Source organism: Maridesulfovibrio salinus (assembly GCF_055394525.1).
The window spans coordinates 3031369-3049093 of record NZ_AP042461.1; the positions used below are offsets into that span (position 1 = coordinate 3031369).

Consider the following 17725-nt stretch of genomic DNA (forward strand, 5'->3'; position numbering starts at 1 on the left):
CTGAGAAGATTGTTTTAATCGTCTTCAAAACACATTTTACCATATCCACTGCAGGGCGGTATGGGATAATCGCCGTTAAAACAGGCCAGACAATATGAATCCTTGTCTTCCACGGAACTGAGAAGTCCGTCAATGGAAAGATAGTGCAGGGAATCAAGGCCGAGGAAACGTGCGATTTCCTCCTCTGTGCTGTTCGCGGCGATCAGCTCACCTTTAGAGGAAAAGTCGATTCCGTAATAGCAGGGGAAGCGGATTGCCGGACAGCTGACCCGCATATGAATTTCCCGGGCTCCGAGCTCACGCAGTTTCTTGACTCTGGTTCGGGTTGTAGTACCGCGAACAATAGAGTCCTCAACAATCATGATCTTTTTACCTTTGATCATGGACTTAACCGGATTCAGCTTAACCCTGACACTGAAATCCCGCATATCCTGTGAAGGCTGAATGAATGTGCGTCCAACATAGTGGTTGCGTATCATAGCCAGTTCAAGAGGCAGTCCAGATTCCTGCGAGTACCCTACAGCCGCATAGTTGCCTGAATCGGGAAAGGGCATGACAAAGTCCACATCAACAGGCTGTTCTGTTGAAAGTACAGATCCCATTTTCTTACGGCGCTCATAAACGACCTCACCGAATACAGTGGAATCCGGACGGGCGAAATAAATAAGTTCAAAAATACACTGACGTCTGGGAGCAGCTTCGCTGTATGTATAGGAAGTAAGCTTACCGCCTTCGACCACTACCATCTCCCCGGGATTGACGGGTCTGATCTCTTCTGCGTCAATCAGATCAAAAGCACAGGTTTCGGAAGCAAAGACGTAGTTGTCGCCGACCCTTCCCATTGCCAGAGGACGGAAACCGTTCGGATCCTTAACGGCAATCAGCTTGTCGTTAGCCATGATCAGCAGGGAAAATGCGCCCTTGACCTTACGGCATGTCTTCATGACGGCATCTTCAATGGTATTGCCATTGAGATTCTTGGCAATAAGATGAACAAAAACCTCGGAATCCATTGTTGTCTGGAAGATGGATCCCTGAGCTTCCAGCTCTTCACGCAACTCTTTGGTATTAACAAGGTTGCCGTTGTGAGCTATCGCCAGACGGAGATCACCAAAACGGACAATAAAGGGCTGTGCGTTCCTGATCAATGATGCTCCGGTTGTGGAGTAACGGATATGTCCGATGGAAATATCGCCTTTGAGTTCCTTGCCAAGGTGACGCTCGTTGAAGACATCAGCGACAAGCCCCATACCTTTCTGCTCGCGAATGGTCTCCCCGTCCCAGGTTACTATACCGGCAGATTCCTGTCCGCGGTGCTGCATGGCATATAATCCGAAATAGGTCATTCTCGCCGCTTCAGGATGTCCGTAGATACCGAACAATCCACAATATTCTTTTTTCATCTTCCCTGCTCTCGCAATGTATGATTTTTATTAAACGGTTCCGTACAAACCGGAGTGCCGTCATTTTAAACAGTCAAAGGATACAAATTCGATGCACTCTGCTAGCCTGGAGAAATAACTCCGGCATAATTGCAAAGTCCCAAAGGCTGCCAACAGCCTGCGGAAGCATCTTTATTAAAAGGAAAAAGGACCGGAGCATTGAGCCCGGTCCATATTTTCCATTTTATTTAACTTCTAGAAATCGTGATAGTGCTGCAGGCACTGAACGTCAAGCCCCTTGCCGCGCTGCTCCTTGATGGCAAGGCTCATGGCGTGAGCACCGGCGACAGTTGTTGTGTATGCCAACCCGTAAAGCAAAGTGGTCTGCCTGATTTCCTTTGAATCGGTGACAGTCTCCTTGCCGGACGGGGTATTGATCAGAAGGTCGATTTCCCCGTTCTTGATATAGTCAACAACATGGGGTCGGCCTTCGTTGACCTTCAGTATTTTCTTGGTGGCTATGCCCTGCTCAAAGAGGTACTGGGCAGTTCCTCCAGTAGCCATTATTTTGAATCCCAATTCTTCAAAATTTCTGGCAGTGGGTAGAATAGCCTCTTTATCCCTGTCTTTCACAGAGATGAAGACCGTTCCTTCCAGAGGCAGTTTGATTCCAGCTCCAAGCTGCGCTTTCATGAAGGCAAGGCCGGGAGTGTAATCCATGCCCATAACTTCACCTGTTGAACGCATTTCAGGTCCAAGCATTACATCCACGTTGGGGAATCTGTTGAAAGGAAAAACAGCTTCCTTGACCGCAAAGAAACCTTCCTTGCGCATGGACCAAGGATCCAGATCCTTGAGTTTTTCACCGAGCATTACCTTGGTGGCCATCTTGGCGAGCTGAATACCGGTCGCCTTGCTTACAAACGGCACAGTTCTGGAAGCACGGGGGTTGACTTCAATAATATATACAACGTCATCCTTAACCGCGAACTGAATGTTCATCAGTCCGACAACTTCCAGTTCTTCCGCAAGGGCAATTGTCTGACGTTCAATTTCAGCAACGACTTCATCACTCAAAGTGTGGGGAGGCAGCACGCAGGCAGAGTCCCCGGAATGAATTCCGGCTTCCTCAATGTGCTCCATGACTCCGGCCACATAAGTCTGTTCACCGTCAGAGAGCGCGTCCACATCAACTTCAGTCGCATTCTCAAGGAATTTATCAATAAGGATGGGATGCTCAGGCGAAACAACTGCGGCTTCACGGAAATAAGAATCAAACTCTTCGTCACTGTAGACGATATCCATTCCACGGCCACCCAGTACATACGAAGGACGGAGAACCAGAGGATAACCGAGATTCGCGGCAATGGCCTTTGCATCATCAAGAGACATTGCTGTTCCGTTCGCCGGCTGCTTGAGATCAAGCTTATTGAGGAGAGCCTGAAATCTCTCGCGGTCTTCTGCGCGGTCGATGGCATCCGGGGAAGTTCCCAGAATTTTAACACCGGCCTTAAGAAGAGGAATAGCGAGGTTCAGGGGAGTCTGTCCGCCGAACTGGACGATTACGCCTTCAGGCTGTTCAAACTCAATGATATTCAGAACATCCTCATAAGTGAGGGGTTCGAAATAGAGGCGATCTGAGGTGTCGTAGTCAGTGGAGACTGTTTCCGGGTTGGAGTTGACCATTATGGACTTGACGCCCATCTCTTCAAGCGCGAACGCGGAGTGGCAGCAGCAGTAGTCAAACTCGATACCCTGACCGATCCTGTTGGGTCCGCCGCCGAGAATCATGACTTTGCGGCCTTCCATGGAACCGGCTTCCTGCCCTGACTCGTAAGTGGAATAGAAATAAGGAGTATAGGCTTCAAACTCAGCCGCACAGGTATCAACAAGATAGTATGTGGGAACCAGCTCAAGCTTTTTGCGGAAACTGCGTACATTTTCCTCAGTCTCGCGCCAGAGCGTTGCAAGCTGTGGATCTGAGAAGCCGTATTCTTTGGCCTTCCTGAACATTTCAGGCACACGGGCATCACCTGAATACATGCCGACTTCAAGGGTGAATTTTTTAAGCTCCTGCTCAAAGGTCACCAGATCTTCGAACTGGTGCAGAAACCAGGGGTCTATCTTGGTGATGTCGAAGATCTCTTCAAGACTCATTCCGGCGAGAAAAGCTTCGCGCAGGAAGAAAATACGCTTGGAGTTCGGCTTCCGCAGCAGAGCGATAAGTTTATCCCGCTCGATTTCGGTTTTTTCAAAAACCTTGCCGAATCCGGGCATTCCCACTTCAAGTGAGCGTAGGCCTTTCTGCAGGCATTCCTTGAAAGTTCGGCCGATAGCCATGGTTTCACCAACGCTCTTCATGGCGGTAGTGAGACAATCTTCGGCTCCCGGGAATTTCTCAAAAGTAAATCTGGGGATCTTGATTACACAGTAGTCAATGGTCGGTTCAAAAGAGGCCATTGTCTCACGGGTGATGTCATTCGGAATTTCATCCAGAGTGTAACCGATCGCCAGCTTGGCAGCTATTTTAGCGATGGGAAAACCGGTAGCTTTTGAAGCAAGCGCGGAAGAACGGGAAACTCGGGGGTTCATTTCAATTATAGCCAGTTCACCATTTTCGGGGTTGACTGCAAATTGTACGTTGGAACCGCCGGTCTCAACCCCGATTTCACGCATGATGGCAAGTGATGCGTCACGCATCATCTGGTATTCCACATCAGTAAGGGTCTGAGCGGGAGCAACGGTAATGGAGTCACCTGTGTGCACACCCATGGGATCAATATTCTCAATCGAACAGATGATCACGCAGTTGTCCTTGCGGTCGCGCATGACTTCAAGTTCATACTCTTTCCAGCCCAGGATGGACTCTTCAAGCATGACCTCATTCTGCAGACTGGCGTTGATGCCCTGCATGGCAATCTCTTCGAGATCCTCCATGTTATATGCTACGCCTCCGCCTGTTCCTCCGAGAGTAAAAGCCGGACGGATGATAATGGGGAAGCGAATTTCCTTACCACAACGACGCACATCATCTATATTGCGTGCAATACGGCTGGTCGGGACTTTCAAACCGATCTTATCCATTGCCTTACGGAAAAGCTCACGGCTTTCGGCTTTCTCGATGACATCCACTGAAGCACCGATAAGCTCGACTCCGAACTTCTCAAGCACTCCGTCTTCGGCCACAGCAAGCGCGGTATTGAGTGCAGTCTGGCCGCCGAGGGTTGGAAGCAGAGCGTCCGGTCTTTCTTTTTCAATGATTTTGGCAATGGTGCCGGGCTCGATGGGTTCAATATAGGTTCGGTCCGCAAGATGCGGATCTGTCATAATTGTCGCGGGGTTTGAATTGACGAGGATAACCTCGTACCCTTCTTCTTTGAGGGCCTTGAGGGCCTGAGTTCCGGAATAGTCGAACTCGCAGGCCTGACCGATGACGATCGGCCCGGAGCCGATAAGCATAATTTTCTTGATATCAGTGCGTTTAGGCATGAACTCCACCCAAATAAAGGTTTGAGATATTGGCTGTGCTGTCCTGTTAATCTCAGGCGCGGACTATCGTCCGCCCCATAGGACTTGTGAAGAGACGCAAAGATATAAATTATTATTTCAAGATGAGCAACCCCTGTGTGAGCACCCCTATTTTAAAACTAACCACACCCAAACCTTGACATAAAGCACAATTGACTTTAAATTTCAATTGCAATGAATGTATTAGCTGAAACTACAAAACCCAGACCGCTCTCCTGCTACAGTAACGGAGTAACAGTAAGAGTAACAAGCCTTGAAGGTGGACGATGCTGCCGGGGAAGGCTTTTGTCATTGGGGATAATTCCGGGAACAACCATTAATATAATTAACAGTTGTGGAAGAATGACCATCAAGGTCAGATCCTCCCAGTTTGCAATAGGCTGCGAAATGGCCGAAAAGATCATGGCGATTCCCGTTGATGTAAACATCCCCGACTGCAAAAGTTGCGGCTGCCCTAAATCAAGTATTTAGCACATCTCAAATTTCCATCCAACATTCTGCAGGAGGTTCAGTCATGAGTACCGACTCAATGTGGAAATCCATTGAAATACTCGGGGTTAACCGGACCTATCTTTCCCAGACTCTTGTGGAAATGAAAAAAATGCATGACATGCTCCAAAGCTACCATGGGGTATGGGCCAGCACCAGAGATTCCGTAGAGGCCATGAATTCCATTGAAAATTACAAGGAATTTGCGGAGCGGACTCACGGTAGGGTAATCAATCTGGTGATTGACACAGCCGATGTACCTTACGACCTTCCAAAGAAATCCACCAAAGCCTGATTTAGTTATACAGCTTTTCGCTTCTGACATTCCAAGAATAAAAATTTGGGATGTCTTAACTATTTGCCAATCGTCCCCCCTTCTGGCATTTTTCGCTTATGGAAAATAAATACTCTACAGAAGAACGTCTGGAACGACTGGAATCGGCTCTGACCATGCAGGATCAGACAGTCGAAGAACTCAACAAATTCATTATTGCCCAGCAAAAACAAATAGCCGATCTTGAACGGAAAATAAAAATCATGGCTGAATCCATGAAAGACCTCAAGGAAGCGGTTGCACACGCAGCGCCTTCGGAAGACACTCCCCCGCCTCATTACGGACATTTGTAACATGCCGAAAGTCGATGTCCTCATAAATGCCTACGGCAAGCCTTTTCAAACAGCTCTGTCACTCCTTTCCCTGATTAAACACAGCGGGGACAGGATTGGCCGAATCTGGTTTGTCAGTGAACGGGCCGAGGAGACCAAAGCCCTCGGCAGGCAGTTTGTGCTGGATATTCTCGACAATGTCACAGTTTATGAGCCGGAAGACTGGCGCTGGATCAACCATATCGATGAAAGCCGTCTTGATGAAGATGGATACCGTCATTCAATACGCTATCAGTATGGATGGGAGCACAGCGATAAGGATTACGTCCTCGTAATTCATAATGATGTATACTTTAAAGCTGATGCGGTTGGACTGCTTTTTGAGAAAATAGGCAATAGCATCGCAGCGGGCGAAATAGGACTGTGCTGCCAGTGTCCAGCTTTCCATCACAAAAAATGTTGCCCCGAAAGATATCTGGAATATCGTCCGGACATAAAAGAATTCATCATGATGGCAAGAGACCCCAAAGGATATATCCCGACGGATGTTTCCAGCTATATGGTCTGCCCCACACTGCGTAAAAAGCCATGGCCGCTTCCATCCTGCCGGGTCAACGAGTGGTGCGCACTGATCAACCTGAAGAAAGCCCGCCCCCTCACAGCTCCATTCGGCCCCGCCCGTCCCTTCGGCGCGCACGTTTTTGAAGGAGTCATGCAGGAACCTAAAGACGGCGAAGAATGGAAAGAATTCAAGACCCACCTCGGTATAGTCTATGACACGGGGATGGCATGGTTCAGAGATGTTCACCACGCTGGACAGACCTGCGCGCATCAAAATCTGAGTTCAGTCATGGAACATTGGACCGGACATAAAGCTCTTTTCAATGCCGAACTTTATGAAGCGAATGAGAAACGGGCCAGAAAGATTCTTGAAAAAGAATTCAATCTGAGAGTCTCTCAATCCACCTAGAATACAAAAAGCCCCGCCTTTTAAAGACGGGGCTTTCAAGTTCAAAGTAAACTATAAGTTATTAAGAGATCTTACATCCGTTCGCGACAGGAGCGGTTACAGTCATCAACTGCATTTCCTCACCGTTGCGGACAGCCAGAATCATTCCCTGAGAAACCTCACCACGCAGCTTGCGCGGTTTGAGGTTAACCACAACAGCTACCTGACGCCCTTCCAGTTCTTCAGGCTTGAAGAATTCAGCAAGTCCGGCAACCACCTGACGTGGCTCGTCCTCTCCTGTATCGATCTTTACCAGCAGAAGTTTATCAGCATCCGGGTGCTTTGCTACAGACAGCACAGTCCCGATGCGCATATCGACTTTCTGGAAATCGGGAAATTCGATAACTCCGGGAATCTCAGCCTTGGCTTCTTTAGACTTTTTCTTAGATGCCTTGGCTTCCTTTTTCTTGGGAGCGGGCTCTTCCTTAGGCATATCCACTCTAGGGAAAAGATTGGACTTCTTGGCAACTTCGGTTCCGGACTCCAACAATCCCCAGACATCAATCTCACCCTGAAGGTTGACCTTGTCAGGAGAAAAGGAGAGACCAATCTGCTCAAGCATTTTTTCGCTTGCTTCCGGCATAACCGGCCAGAGATGGACTGCAATCTTACGCATGTTCTCAAGCAGAACATACATTACAGTCCCCAGACGTTCCATGTTTTCATCTTTATAGAGGGCCCATGGCTGGGTAGTATCGATATATTTGTTCAGGCCGCGGACAAGCTCCCACAACCCTTCAAGACCACGCGAAAATTTTGCTTCAAGGAAATTGTTCTGAAATTCAGCCATTGCCTTACGGCCAAGGCTCTTGATTTCACAATCCTCCTCCCCTTCACCGCTGGGAGCAGGAACCTTTCCGTCAAAATACTTATGAGTCATGGACAGGGTTCTGCTGAAAAGATTGCCGAGGTCATTGGCAAGGTCAGCGTTGAGTCTGCCCACAAGAGCTTCTTCCGAAAAGCTGGAGTCATTACCGAAAACCATTTCGCGAAGCAGGAAATAACGGAATGCGTTTACTCCGTAGCGTTCTGCCATATCAAGGGGGGCAACAACGTTACCGAGGGACTTGGACATCTTGGTGTCCTTGACCAACCAGTAGCCATGCACATTAAGATGCTGATACGGTTCAATCTCCGCCGCCTTGAGCATGGTAGGCCAGAAGACAGCGTGCGGCTTGAGGATATCCTTGGCAACAAGATGGTTTACACCGGGCCAGAATTTCTTGAATTTTTCCCCGTCAGGATATTCAAGGGCCGTAATATAGTTAATGAGGGCGTCAAACCAGACGTATGTGACAAAATCCTTGTCAAAAGGAAGCTCAATCCCCCACTCAAGACGACTTTTCGGCCTTGATATACAAAGATCTTCAAGAGCGCCGGACTTAAGAAGGCTCAGCACCTCATTCCGGTATCTTTCGGGACGGATGAAGTCCGGATTGGCGTTGATATGTCCGATAAGCCAATCCTGATATTTGGACATCTTGAAGAAATAGTTCTTTTCAGCAATATATTCAGGAACGGTTTCATGCTGCGGGCATTTCCCGTCAACCAGCTCCTTTTCTGTATAAAATCTTTCGCATCCGAAGCAGTAGTGACCGCCGTATTCACCGAAATAAATATCACCCTTGTCGTAAACCTTCTGGAGAACTTCCTGCACGCACTTGATGTGGCGTTCCTGGGTGGTTCTGATAAAGTCATCATTTTCAATCTGCAGCCCGGGCCAGAGGCCGCTGAACATGGCACTTATCTCGTCTACATATTCACGAGGGGTCTGCCCTCCCTTTTCCGCCGCCTGAACGATCTTGTCGCCATGCTCGTCTGTTCCGGTGAGAAAGAAGGTCTCATCTCCCAAAAGTTTGTGAAACCGATTCATGGAGTCAGCCACAATTGTGGTATAGGCGTGACCCAAATGAGGCTTGGCATTAACATAATAGATGGGAGTTGTAATATAAAACGAATCCAAAATCAGTCACTCCTGTTACGGTGATAACAATCGGATTTAAAAGTTTTCTTTAAACCGGGCGAATAAATCGCCTCAAAAAAAGGCTGCTCCGCAGACCTGAAAAATCATGCAGCCGGGTGAGAATAATGACATTTTCATCCGGCCGCAAGGTAGCTTCAACAAAAAGGCTGTCAGCCATATAGCCGACAACCCGAATATTGGCAAATTTTAATTTTTACGATTTCCAGAAGGCTTCTTTCTGCGTCTGCGTCTGGAAGGACGGCGCTTTTTGGAAGTCTTCCTGTTCTGCTTTTCAGCAGAGTCCTGTTCAACTTTCTGCTCCCCTTCAGTTACAGTGACATTTTTATCCTGCTCCTGCTTTCGAAGCTTATCAGGCTGCTTGAGAGGACGCTTCTTACGTTCAGGACGGGAGCGTTCCGGCTTAGGCCTGTCAGACCGGGATTTATCAGGAGAGGGCCTCTCGGGCCTGCGTCGTTCAAGTCCGGTCTTTTCGCCGCCACTGCGCTCAAGCCTTGGACGATCTTCCTGATCCGGTCCTGTTGAACTTTTATCAGGTCCTTTTCTATTTCCTTTCTCCGGTCTTGTATTCAGGGGCCTTTCGGCCTTTCTGTCAAAGGCATCCGGAGACTGGGGACGTTGAGCATTTCCAGCTTCCCTACGGGGCGCGCGATCTCTGGATTCCGGCTGTGCAGGCCGGGACTGATTGGACTGGCGCAGAACATCGGGCCATTCATCCAGTGAAATTTCGATTTCATCACCTTCTTCCGGCAGCACGGTAAGAGCATTACGGAAAAAGTTTGTCCTTGTAACCCGGACACTTCCATGAATGGTATTGTACCGTTTTCCAATTTTAGGGCACTTCCTGTGGAATTCTTCATAATTATCCTGCTCAAAAGAGAGGCAGCACAACAAACGCCCGCAGATTCCCGATATCTTGGTCGGGTTGAGAAAAAGGTTCTGTTCTTTGGCCATCCGGATAGTTACCGGCATGAACTTGCGCATGAAACGTCTGCAGCAGCAGATCTGCCCGCAGTTACCAATGGCTCCGAGCATTTGGGTTTCATGACGAACGCCGATCTGGCGGAGTTCAATCCGGGTCCGGTACTCTTTGACGAGTTCTTTGACCAGCTCACGGAAGTCTATCCTGCCCGGAGCGGTGAAATAAAAAATCATTTTGCTGCGGTCAAAAAAGACCTCTACATCGACCAGCTTCATCTCCAGTTTCTGCTTGTCGATACAGTTTTTGCAAAACTTCAGAGCATTTCGGGAGAGTTCCCGGTTTTCCCTGTCGGCTTCGAGATCTTCTTCTCCGGCAAGCCTGTATATGGTTTTCAGGGAATCCTCGGAAATTTCCTCGGGCAGCTCCTGCTGAATAACAAAGACCTTGCCGAGCCCCATCCCCTGCTCTGTTTTGACTATAACGGAATGCCCTTCCCTGACAACGAAAGGGCCGGACGAGAAATAATAAATCTGTCCGAAATCATTAAACTTAACACCTAAAATCTGAGACATTATAAAAAAACCTTATATAAAACCGGCGTTCAGCACGGATAAAACTTGATATGAAGTGCACACAATAGACCAGTTCCAGATGAACTTCAATTGTGTTTTTCACAGCTAACACCTTCGAATAATACAAAATATGATATTAGGCAAAAAAAATCCGCGGAAAAAGCCGCGGATTTGTCACTTTTCAAGTAAAAAAAGTCTCAAAATTGAATAACTCAATATATGCTCTTGGGAATCTTTAAACAGAAAATCCAAGGTTGTTCAATTCCTTGAGGAGCTTGCTTTCTTCAATAGGTTTGACGAGGTAAGAAGTGGCCCCTCCGAGAAAAAAGGCATCGTGAGTTTCCTTGCGGTCGTCCAGCATAGTTGTAACAATGACTTTCACACCGTTATCTTCAGAAACATCATAGTCTTTTTCGATGGAGCGCATTTCCCTGAGCGCCTGTTGTCCGTCCATTTCAGGCATAACCAGATCAAGACAAACCAGATCGTATTTTTTACCTTCCTCAAGGCCCCTTTTAAATGCAAAGACCGCCTCTTCGCCATTTACGGCTATATCACACTGGGCATATGGTTTCATGATCTCATGCAACATATTGCGGCAGTAAAAATCATCGTCAACAATCAGCACACGCATGCAGGCAGACCTCCGTACCTTATAAAGCTTCTAATGAAAATCACTCAATCTCGAAGTACAATGTCACTTTTACATTTGAAAATCAAGCAGCACTGTATTGATTATTCGTAATAATTACCCCCTGTAATCAGGGGACCAAACGCATTCCGAAATTAGAATCCCAATACACTGTGATCATCCCCGAAGATGCGGTGGTGTAAAGGGGTATACCCTGCCTTTGAAGTTCCTGGCGCACTTTTTTTGTTACAAAATCGAAACGGTTCAGCAGTCCGCATGCAGCAAGGGCGGCATCAGGGTGAACCTGCCTGTACAGCTCAGGGGAATAGCTCCCCGCACTTCCATGATGTGGCAGAACCAGTAACTGAGATCTTAAGTTCATTCCGCTTTGCACTACCGCTCGTACACCTTTACGGTCTACATCCCCGCCGATACTTACCAACGCTCTACCATTCCAGATGAGTTTCAGATAAAGTGAGCGATCGTTCCTGCTGCCCGCAAAGTCCCGGTAGGGATGGATCACCAGCATTTCAAGCCCGGGTTCCAGTTCCACCCTGTCCCCTCGTTCAAGTTCTTTTGTTTTTATTCCTTTTTCAGCAAAAGCCTTCAGAAATCTGTCACCGATTTTTCCTGACGGAATATCTCCGTTGCTGAAAAAACGTCCCACTTCGAATTTCTCAAGCAGGAAAGCAAGCCCCCCCGCATGGTCTCTGTCACCGTGAGTCATGAAAATATTATCAACAGCAGGAAGATTTCCGTGCGTAAGCCAAGGCCCCACAACAGCGCGTCCCATATCGAAATCCCCGAAACTTCCTCCACCGTCAACAACAGTACGCGACCCTGCGGGGCCTTTTATTATTACACATTGGGATTGTCCGGTATCCAGAAGGTCCATGCGGACTTCCGGTTCGGTTGAAAAAGGATAAAGGCGGACGAAAAATAGAATCGCCATCGGGAGTAATACAAATTTTGCCCTGCTAAAATCCCGGTTAAGAAATAAAAGCAGCAGTCCCAGAAACAGATAATAAACAAGGATTCCTTCCCACAAGGGGCGGTAAACCGCATATTCGGGCAACCATCCGGCATGTTCGGCCCACCTTACGAGGTTCAGTGACTCCAGAAAGCACAGCCCCCCCGCGGCAAACAGCTTTTCTGCAGCCCAGGGCCAGAAGTATGAAGCGGCAAGCCCACCTATTCCGCATATGGGTACAATGAAAATGCCCAGCAATGGTACAAATAGAATATTGAAGAGCAGGTTGGGCAACACCGTTCCGAAATTCCAGATCAAAACCGGAAGAATAGCAATGTTGGCACAGAGGCTCACGTAAAATACACCCAGAATAAATCGGGAAACCATACTGAAAGGACCACGCCCGGAAGGCAGCAGTTTTTGAAAAAAAGGAAACAAAAGCCCTATTCCGCCGACAGCCAGCACGGAAAGCTGAAAACCAAGATGGAAGATACTGAGAGGCTCAACGCAGAGAATCAGAAGAACAGCCATAAAAAGACCGTCCAGAATAATCCGGCCCCGATCCATAAAAAGAAGCAGCCCCCAGAAACCAAACATGCAGGCAGCCCTAAGAAGAGAGGGTGTAAACTGGCCCAACCATAAATAGACAAGAACAAAGGGGATGGCGAATAAAACCCCGAGCTTCATCCTTGATATACGGAGATATATTCCCGGGGCTACCAGTCCGCTAACCCAACTCAGAATAAAACCGATTGAAACAACAAAACCGACATGAAGACCTGATAAAGCCAGTATATGCGAAACCCCGGCCTTACGGATCAACTCCACGGTTTCCTTGGAAAGAAAAAAACGATCCCCAGTCAGAAGAGCCGGAAAAACCGCTCCGGCCTGAGCGGGAGGAGCGTTTTGAAGAATATGTTTGCGAAGTGAGATGCGCAGCCTCTGTAGGAAATCCGGTTCGTAAGGTTTGAGTTCTCCACCCTTGAGCGGACCCCGGGTATATGTCCGGTAGAAAATATTTTTGGTGCGGTTGTAAAATGTGTAGTCCCAAAGGCCGCTATTGCGAAAACCGATAGAAGGCTTAACCCTTGCGGTCAGCCGAACTTTCTGCCCTGGCAGCGGCCGCTGCTCCGGCAAATCCCATGTCCAGTTCAAATTCCCTTCAAGAGCGGTAATACCACGAGTGGAGTTACACCAAACATCCTGCAGGAGAATCTTCAGACGTCCACCCGGATCAGCACGGACAGACTTGACAGCTCCGTTTATTTCAACCTTTTCCCTTTGCACCATCCAATCGGGCATAGATCCGGGAGGACCGGGCAGACTATAATTTCCATACCAGTTGCCAGCACCAAAAAGCAGAACAAGCAAAACAACAGCGCCTCTTTCAAGGCGGAAACACAGCAGCAGAAAAAGATAAACGGCAAAGCAGATTAAGGCGGGGATAAACCATTTTATGGAAAGTATTCCAAAGGCGAAAGCCGGGACCAGCTTCTGCCAGAAAAGCAGGCCCGGTAAACCGGACCTGCTTTTTATATTCAAATCAGAATCAATGCCGGGCATAATCAGCAGTGCCGATTATTCTTTTTCACGCCAGACACGGGCTCCCACGGCTGAAAGCTTATTCTCAAGCTTTTCATAACCACGATCCAGATGATAGATGCGCTGAACGTCAGTGCGGCCATGAGCTGCCAGTCCGGCAACAACAAGAGAGGCACTGGCACGAAGGTCCGAAGCCATAACCGGGGCTCCGGTCAGCTTCTCAACACCGCGAACCATGGCTGTACGGCCCTTAAGCTTGATATTAGCACCCATGCGCACCAGTTCCTGAACGTGCATGAAGCGGTTCTCGAAAATTTTCTCCTCAATGGTCCCTGCTCCTTCGGCAAGACACATCAAGGTCATGAGCTGAGCCTGCATATCCGTGGGAAATCCCGGAAAAGGCTGGGTGGTGATATCAACTCCTGAAATGATGCCGTTACTGCGGCTAACACGGACTCCGCCCTCTTCTTCTTTAAACAGGACTCCCATCTTACGCATTTTATGCACAACAGCGTCCAACTCCTGAAAAGGACAGTCCTCAATAAGAAGCTCGCCATCGGTCATTGCGGCCGCCACCATGTAAGTTCCGGCCTCGATGCGGTCAGGCATGACTTTATAGTCGCAACCGTGAAGGGAGGGAACGCCCTGAACTTTAATAACACTTGTGCCGTGACCGGTAATTTTAGCCCCGCAGGCGATCAGGAAATTTGCCAGATCCACAACTTCAGGTTCACGGGCGGCATTTTCAATTATTGTGTCACCCTCGGCAAGGGAAGCGGCCATGAGCACATTCTCCGTCCCGCCGACAGTCGGGAAGTCCAGATAAATATGAGCTCCTTTAAGTCCATCACAACGGCCATGAATGTAACCGGAATCCAGATCGAACGTTGCTCCCATCTGCTCGAAAGCGGTAAGATGAAGATCAACCGGACGGGCTCCGATAGCACAGCCGCCGGGCAGCGCGACCTTTGCCTCTCCTTTAAGGGCGAGCAGCGGCCCAAGGCAGAGGACGGAAGCGCGCATGGTTTTTACAAGCTCATAAGGAGCCTCGATTTTAAGGTCGCATACACAGCTCTTAACATTGTTTCCATCAAAGGACGTCTCACAGCCGAGGATATCAAGCAGCTTGAGAGTAGTATGAATATCCCTCAGTCTGGGGACATTTGTAAGATTGACTTCTCCCATGGGAAGAATACAAGCCAGAAGAATGGGCAGTGCCGCATTCTTGGAGCCACTTACTCTGATAGGGCCGTTCAGCGGAGCCCCACCTTCAATAACTAATTTATCCATTTTAGATCCTTAGCCTCCGGCGACCTCGCGGGGCATTGCATGTGTGCGCATAGCGCATTTATCAGATTATATCGCCTCCGGTTGACACAGAAGACCTGTACTTGCCGCCCAGGAGGTTCATTTATTGCTTTACTTCCAAACCGAAATTTTAATGGCATAAAAAAACGGATTAGTGAATACGGTGCTTAGGTTATTCCTGACCAAACATCAAATGCAAATTCCGAAGTATCCAACATTATTTCCAAATTCAAAGCTTTTTTAACCTAAAATTTTAAGTTTTCTGCAAAAACCCCTTGACCATCACCCCTGCCTTGGGTAAACACCCTTCTCACACGCGGTGGGTGTAGCTCAGTTGGTAGAGCACTTGGTTGTGGCCCAAGTGGCCGGGGGTTCAAGTCCCCTCACTCACCCCATTTGACATCTAAGGGATCGGGAATCCCTGACCCCTTTATAAGGTGGGTGTAGCTCAGTTGGTAGAGCACTTGGTTGTGGCCCAAGTGGCCGGGGGTTCAAGTCCCCTCACTCACCCCATATTTCCCAAGGACCGGATTTTTCCGGTCCTTTTTTTTGGCGAAATGGCTGAGACAGATGCATGGCGCAGGAGATACATCATATTTTGATCCTCAATTTGGAATACTCTCCCGCAAACTTTTACCAAAAGTATTTGTCGCGCTTCCCAATTCTTAAAAGATCAATTCTGCTTCAAACCGATAAGACAACACGAACTTTTCATTCACGCCTTCCACGATCACCGGTATCTTAAATAAAACAAAACCCCGGACTCATACAAATCCGGGGTTCATGATCAACTTTGTTTACGCAATCTGCGTTTGTCTCCAACACGCATTGTAAACCTTTCCTTATCCATGTACTCAAGCAAGGGAATTGAAAACTTTCGGGAAAGTCCTACCAGTTCCTTGAAATCCTGCGGGCCGAGTTCCTCATTTTCTGCAAAGTATCCTTCAAGCGTCTGGCGGAGATCCTCTACGGCTGTGCTTGCAAAATACATATCTTCCTTGATCTTAACCAGCACTCCTTCATCCATCAGCAGCTTGTAAACAGGGGCAGCTTCCTTGAAAACCAGATTCAGAGGCTTAAGCACATCTTTAAGGTTTGGCGGGGTCAGACCGCCTTTCTCATAGACTTCGAGCAGAGTATCACGAAGCTTCTGCTGATCGGAGGCCAGAGAAACCTTGTGCCCGGGCAGATGCAGTATTTCCTGAGCCACTATAATTTCATCTTTCTTGATCAGCCGTTCCAGAAGGGCATGAAATAATTTCTGAGGCAGTACCTTACCGAAAGTCGAGGCGATCTCGCCACGCGAAACTCCGGGCTTCATTGGATCTTTTTTATGAAATTCTGCCAGATACTTTATCAGCCCTTCTGCCAATGCATCATACTGGCTTCCAGCGATATAAGACCTTGAATCCTTGTCAAAAAGGAAAATCTTCTGCTGCCCTCCCATGCTCTGCAAAACTTTTTCCAAAGGTTTGGAAGCGGTATTGGTAAGAATGGAAAGCTGCTGAAAGGTCAGCCCCTCGTTCCCCGCAAGCTCAAGCTGAGTGAGGATCAAATCCTCTAGCTCTGCATCTATCAGTGCTTCGAGTCGCTTAACATCATCTGAGAACCGTTTAACCTTACGTCCCAGTGGGTTGATGATACTTCCGCCGGCAATGGTCCGCAGCGGAGAAAATGAACGCAGAACAATGCGATCGCCATACACCCCGGTCATGGGCTTATCAAACCGGACCTGACAAACAGCCCGCTCTCCCTTATCCAATTTTTCACGGTCCAGAAAATAGACCTTGGCCATGACCTCTTTGGAACCATGGTGAAAATGTATTTCTTTTCTATGCTTCAGTGATTTCGGTGAAGAAGGCAGGCAGGTCAACTCCACATCCCAGACAGTTGAAGGGAAAAGAGTACCCGGACGGCCCAGCACTTCTCCCCGTTCAATATCCTCCACTTCCAGTCCGTGAAGATTCACCGCGGTCCTGCGTCCTGCAGGAGCTGTTTCAACGGAAGCCCCGTGCGACTGCAGCCCACGCACTTTGGTTTCAGTCATTCCGGGATACAGAACGACATCATCCCCAACCGAAAGCTTTCCGGAAATAAGTGTGCCCGTAACAACTGTGCCGTGCCCCTTCATGGTAAAAACCCTGTCTACCGGGAGCCTTGCCAGATCAGTTCTCCGTCTGGGCGAAAACTCTTTCATAAAGCTGGCAATTTCCGCCTTCAACTCATCAAGGCCCTGTCCGGTGTGGGATGAAACAGTATGGATAGGAGCTTCTGCCAGAAAACTCGGTTCAAGAAAATCTCTGACATCCTCGGTAACCATTTCCAGCCACTCTTCATCTACCATATCCACTTTAGTGAGCACCACGAACCCTTTCTCGATACCGAGGAGAGAGCATATTTCCAGATGCTCCCTTGTCTGGGGCATGACACCTTCATCCGCGGCTATAACCAGCAAGACAAAATCAATTCCGGCAGCACCTGCAACCATGTTTTTAACAAACTTTTCATGGCCCGGAACATCAATGATACTGAGCACCTCGGAACCGCCGAGATCCAGACTTGCAAAGCCGAGTTCAATGGTGATGCCGCGTTTCTTTTCCTCGGCCAGACGGTCGCAGTCTGTCCCGGTCAAAGCTTTAATCAGACTGGTCTTACCATGGTCAATATGACCCGCAGTACCCATAACAACAGGCATAGTTCTCCTTTTGCCTCCGGCGTCCGGAGGGAAAAACTTTTGCACAAGTTTTATCCTCCGGACTCCCCTTTTCAAAACCTTTTATAAGCT

At 48.4% G+C, this 17725-nt stretch carries 12 protein-coding genes and 2 tRNA genes; 6 read left to right on the plus strand and 8 right to left on the minus strand.

Annotation, left to right across the window (positions count from 1 at the left end; all coding sequences use genetic code 11):
- Nucleotides 1–14 precede the first annotated feature (14 nt).
- Both purF and carB read right to left on the minus strand, forming a co-directional pair.
- Complete coding sequence (gene purF / locus ACZ5PW_RS13780) at nt 15–1403, minus strand: amidophosphoribosyltransferase (RefSeq protein WP_464554609.1); 1389 nt, start codon at nt 1401–1403, stop codon at nt 15–17.
- A gap of 234 nt (nt 1404–1637) precedes the next feature.
- On the minus strand, nt 1638–4871 hold the full coding sequence (gene carB / locus ACZ5PW_RS13785; protein WP_464554611.1) for a carbamoyl-phosphate synthase large subunit: 3234 nt from the start codon (nt 4869–4871) through the stop codon (nt 1638–1640).
- 213 nt (nt 4872–5084) lie between these two features.
- On the opposite strand from carB, the gene ACZ5PW_RS13790 reads away from it, so the two are divergent.
- The 4 genes from ACZ5PW_RS13790 (at nt 5085) to ACZ5PW_RS13805 (ending at nt 6975) form a co-directional block, all read left to right on the plus strand.
- Nucleotides 5085–5381 carry a FeoA family protein gene (locus ACZ5PW_RS13790; protein ID WP_464554613.1) on the plus strand — a complete coding sequence of 99 codons (297 nt, stop codon included), beginning with the start codon at nt 5085–5087 and terminating at the stop codon, nt 5379–5381.
- A gap of 43 nt (nt 5382–5424) precedes the next feature.
- On the plus strand, nt 5425–5694 hold the full coding sequence (locus tag ACZ5PW_RS13795; protein WP_464554616.1) for a hypothetical protein: 270 nt from the start codon (nt 5425–5427) through the stop codon (nt 5692–5694).
- A 98-nt stretch (nt 5695–5792) separates the two neighbouring features.
- Nucleotides 5793–6026: a SlyX family protein gene (locus ACZ5PW_RS13800; RefSeq protein WP_464554619.1), complete on the plus strand. Its 234-nt coding sequence runs from the start codon at nt 5793–5795 to the stop codon at nt 6024–6026.
- Nucleotide 6027: 1 nt separating this feature from the next.
- The gene (locus ACZ5PW_RS13805; RefSeq protein WP_464554620.1) at nt 6028–6975 is read left to right on the plus strand and encodes a hypothetical protein; all 948 of its coding nucleotides are present in this window, start codon (nt 6028–6030) and stop codon (nt 6973–6975) included.
- A gap of 61 nt (nt 6976–7036) precedes the next feature.
- On the opposite strand, the gene metG is transcribed toward ACZ5PW_RS13805, so the two are convergent.
- From metG to murA, 5 genes are all read right to left on the minus strand, one after another.
- Complete coding sequence (gene metG / locus ACZ5PW_RS13810; RefSeq protein WP_464554621.1) at nt 7037–8977, minus strand: methionine--tRNA ligase; 1941 nt, start codon at nt 8975–8977, stop codon at nt 7037–7039.
- Between the two features lie 207 nt (nt 8978–9184).
- Nucleotides 9185–10489 (minus strand): PSP1 domain-containing protein, encoded by a 1305-nt coding sequence (locus ACZ5PW_RS13815; RefSeq protein WP_464554625.1) that lies wholly within the window; start codon nt 10487–10489, stop codon nt 9185–9187.
- 235 nt (nt 10490–10724) lie between these two features.
- Nucleotides 10725–11123, minus strand: a complete 399-nt coding sequence (locus ACZ5PW_RS13820; protein ID WP_464554628.1) for a response regulator — start codon at nt 11121–11123, stop codon at nt 10725–10727.
- A gap of 127 nt (nt 11124–11250) precedes the next feature.
- Nucleotides 11251–13653, minus strand: a complete 2403-nt coding sequence (locus tag ACZ5PW_RS13825) for a DNA internalization-related competence protein ComEC/Rec2 (RefSeq protein ID WP_464554631.1) — start codon at nt 13651–13653, stop codon at nt 11251–11253.
- A gap of 15 nt (nt 13654–13668) precedes the next feature.
- Nucleotides 13669–14922 carry a UDP-N-acetylglucosamine 1-carboxyvinyltransferase gene (gene murA, locus ACZ5PW_RS13830; protein ID WP_464554633.1) on the minus strand — a complete coding sequence of 418 codons (1254 nt, stop codon included), beginning with the start codon at nt 14920–14922 and terminating at the stop codon, nt 13669–13671.
- A 337-nt stretch (nt 14923–15259) separates the two neighbouring features.
- Between murA and ACZ5PW_RS13835 the strand changes: the two genes are divergently transcribed.
- Nucleotides 15260–15335, plus strand: a tRNA-His gene (locus ACZ5PW_RS13835).
- 42 nt (nt 15336–15377) lie between these two features.
- A tRNA-His gene (locus tag ACZ5PW_RS13840) sits at nt 15378–15453 on the plus strand.
- A 274-nt stretch (nt 15454–15727) separates the two neighbouring features.
- On the opposite strand, the gene selB is transcribed toward ACZ5PW_RS13840, so the two are convergent.
- On the minus strand, nt 15728–17635 hold the full coding sequence (gene selB, locus ACZ5PW_RS13845; RefSeq protein ID WP_464560415.1) for a selenocysteine-specific translation elongation factor: 1908 nt from the start codon (nt 17633–17635) through the stop codon (nt 15728–15730).
- Nucleotides 17636–17725 lie beyond the last annotated feature (90 nt).

Bases quoted from the DNA above. Each gene is read 5' to 3' on its own strand.
- purF (WP_464554609.1), bottom strand. From the start codon at position 1,403: ATGAAAAAAGAATATTGTGGATTGTTCGGTATCTACGGACATCCTGAA.
- carB (WP_464554611.1), bottom strand. From the start codon at position 4,871: ATGCCTAAACGCACTGATATCAAGAAAATTATGCTTATCGGCTCCGGG.
- ACZ5PW_RS13790 (WP_464554613.1), top strand. From the start codon at position 5,085: ATGAATGTATTAGCTGAAACTACAAAACCCAGACCGCTCTCCTGCTAC.
- ACZ5PW_RS13795 (WP_464554616.1), top strand. From the start codon at position 5,425: ATGAGTACCGACTCAATGTGGAAATCCATTGAAATACTCGGGGTTAAC.
- ACZ5PW_RS13800 (WP_464554619.1), top strand. From the start codon at position 5,793: ATGGAAAATAAATACTCTACAGAAGAACGTCTGGAACGACTGGAATCG.
- ACZ5PW_RS13805 (WP_464554620.1), top strand. From the start codon at position 6,028: ATGCCGAAAGTCGATGTCCTCATAAATGCCTACGGCAAGCCTTTTCAA.
- ACZ5PW_RS13815 (WP_464554625.1), bottom strand. From the start codon at position 10,489: ATGTCTCAGATTTTAGGTGTTAAGTTTAATGATTTCGGACAGATTTAT.
- ACZ5PW_RS13820 (WP_464554628.1), bottom strand. From the start codon at position 11,123: ATGCGTGTGCTGATTGTTGACGATGATTTTTACTGCCGCAATATGTTG.
- ACZ5PW_RS13825 (WP_464554631.1), bottom strand. From the start codon at position 13,653: ATGCCCGGCATTGATTCTGATTTGAATATAAAAAGCAGGTCCGGTTTA.
- murA (WP_464554633.1), bottom strand. From the start codon at position 14,922: ATGGATAAATTAGTTATTGAAGGTGGGGCTCCGCTGAACGGCCCTATC.
- selB (WP_464560415.1), bottom strand. From the start codon at position 17,635: ATGCCTGTTGTTATGGGTACTGCGGGTCATATTGACCATGGTAAGACC.